Raw genomic sequence first — 2107 nt, forward strand, 5'->3', positions numbered from 1 at the left:
TATAACCGCGAACAGATTCTGAAGAATCTGGAAGAAAGTAAACTTGCGAGGGAATCCAGTAACTTTGACCAATATCTGGCGAAGGAGAAACTCCAACAAGGCTTAAACAAATCCCCATTAGTTAGTCGGGAACTTCCGAAGTTGAAAGGTGTCCACAATGTCGAAACACCGAAGTATAACAAAGAACAAATTCTAAGAAATATAGAAGAAAGCAGGCTTGCGAGGGAGAGTTCGAAGTTTGATAACTACCTTCGCAAAGAGTACGCACAACAAGGGAAATATTTCCCAGAGCGCATAACAATGCCAAATGGGAAACGTGCTTATCTTTCAGCAGATGTTTTTGAGGGGAAACAAGTTCCTGTTCGTTCTAGGGACTTTGTGGATGTCCAAGGTAACATCAAATGGCCACCAAAAGGAACAGATGGTTTTGTTGTAGATAGTGCTGGTAATCCTATTACAGAACCAGCTAATTTAAAAGCTGGACAAATGATTGACCGTTTTGGATCAAATGGTGGGCGTTTCACCAGTCCAGTTGATAACGGGGAGGTATTACCGTTTAATACACGAGGTTTACCTTATCCTGAGGGATATCAAGTCTACCATCAGTATGAAGTGGTGAAGGATATCACTAAAGAGAATATTGTAAAATCATATAACCAATCTCCAAAAATTATACAAGATAAAGTATCTGTTGAAATGAAAAAATATAATTTATCTTTTGATGATTTAGCAAATATCCGGCAAGGAGAGATTGCAAAAGTATTTGGACAAGGTGGTGGAACTCAAATTCAGTTTGGGACTGGAATTAGTATCTATGAATTACTAGGTTTATTAAAGGAGATTGCGTAAATGAATGAGAAGAATATTTTGATATGGAAAAATGATATTGAACAAGAAATTAAAAAACGTCATTATGAGAGTTTACATTATGTTTTATTTGACGAAACTAAACGTCTTCCTTGGGCATTTCACCTTTATCAGAAAAATGGAAAATTTTATGTTGATGGTCGAGATGATCGATCATATATAGTTGGACATAGCAAAGAGTACGATAATTTTGGAAGTGCAAAGAAGGATTTTTTTGAAAAATTAGAACTCGTTATAGAATCTAATAAATTGAATATACAATTAGGATTGCCGGTAGAATATCCATCACCATTATGGGATGAAAAAGAGGATAACTAGAAGATGAGAGACGAAGCCAAAGAACGTTCTGAACTTTTATCAGATATTCACAAATTGGGATATGAAAGTTTGAGATATTCCATTTTCAATGATCATAGACCAAGGGAGTGGGAAACAAGAATAGAATATAATCCTGAATTAGAATTATATGAAGTATATTCGACAATGGACAGAGCAAGTACGAATGGTAAAGATTCATACCAAAAATTTCAAGAAGCACGGATTCGTTTCATAGAAATTCTTGAAAACATTGTTTTCATAAATAGATATTATGTTGACGAAGGCATAGGTGCAGAATATCCATCACCATTATGGGATAAAACCGATGATTGATATTGAGAACATGAAATGTATAGTTGAACAAGAAATTAAAAAACGTCATTATGAGAGCTTACATTATGTTTTATTTGACGAAACAAAACGTCTTCCTTGGGCATTTCACTTATTCTATAGAGATGGTAAATTTATGATTAATGGTCGAGATGATAGATCGTATGTGATGGGGAATACGATAGAGTTTACTAGTTTTGAAGATGCCAAAATTACTTTTTTGGAAAGATTGGAACATTTTGTAAAATCTAATCAATTCAAAGTAAAGATAGGGAAAAAACCATATTATCCTTCTCCCCTCTGGGATGATGTTACAGAATAATAAATAACTCCCCCTTTTATGATAGAATAAATGAAACAAGAGTTTACCGATAAACCATTGGTAAACTCTTGTTGTACAAGGATGGCTACTATCAAATTGATTCAAGCAATCATGCAAAGTTACCAGGTCAGGTGTTTACAACCCTTCATAGTGATTTAAAGAGTTCACGTGACAATCTAAAGAGTGAGATTGAGCTCTTGAACACGACCAAGGACAAGATTTCAGACTTGGTGAGCTACGAAGGAAGCAGTCATACCAGTACGGTCATGA

At 35.0% G+C, this 2107-nt stretch carries 4 protein-coding genes and 1 pseudogene; all 5 read left to right on the top strand.

Annotation, left to right across the window (positions count from 1 at the left end):
• On the top strand, positions 1 to 849 hold an 849-nt coding region (locus tag MK482_RS05970; protein WP_268718248.1), incomplete at its 5' end, for a TNT domain-containing protein.
• Positions 850 to 1185, top strand: coding sequence for an Imm59 family immunity protein (locus MK482_RS05975; RefSeq protein ID WP_112384848.1), 336 nt, complete (start codon positions 850 to 852; stop codon positions 1183 to 1185). It begins immediately after the preceding gene.
• A gap of 3 nt (positions 1186 to 1188) precedes the next feature.
• Positions 1189 to 1518, top strand: a complete 330-nt coding sequence (locus MK482_RS05980) for an Imm59 family immunity protein (RefSeq protein WP_268718249.1) — start codon at positions 1189 to 1191, stop codon at positions 1516 to 1518.
• Positions 1511 to 1837 carry an Imm59 family immunity protein gene (locus MK482_RS05985; RefSeq protein ID WP_268718250.1) on the top strand — a complete coding sequence of 109 codons (327 nt, stop codon included), beginning with the start codon at positions 1511 to 1513 and terminating at the stop codon, positions 1835 to 1837. The genes MK482_RS05980 and MK482_RS05985 overlap by 8 nt, the downstream gene beginning before the upstream one ends.
• Positions 1838 to 1905: 68 nt before the next feature.
• Positions 1906 to 2107, top strand: a pseudogene (locus MK482_RS05990) (hypothetical protein); the annotation flags it as partial.

The sequence above is a fragment of the Streptococcus mitis genome (assembly GCF_026782865.1).
GTDB classification, from domain to species: Bacteria; Bacillota; Bacilli; order Lactobacillales; family Streptococcaceae; genus Streptococcus; species Streptococcus mitis_CG.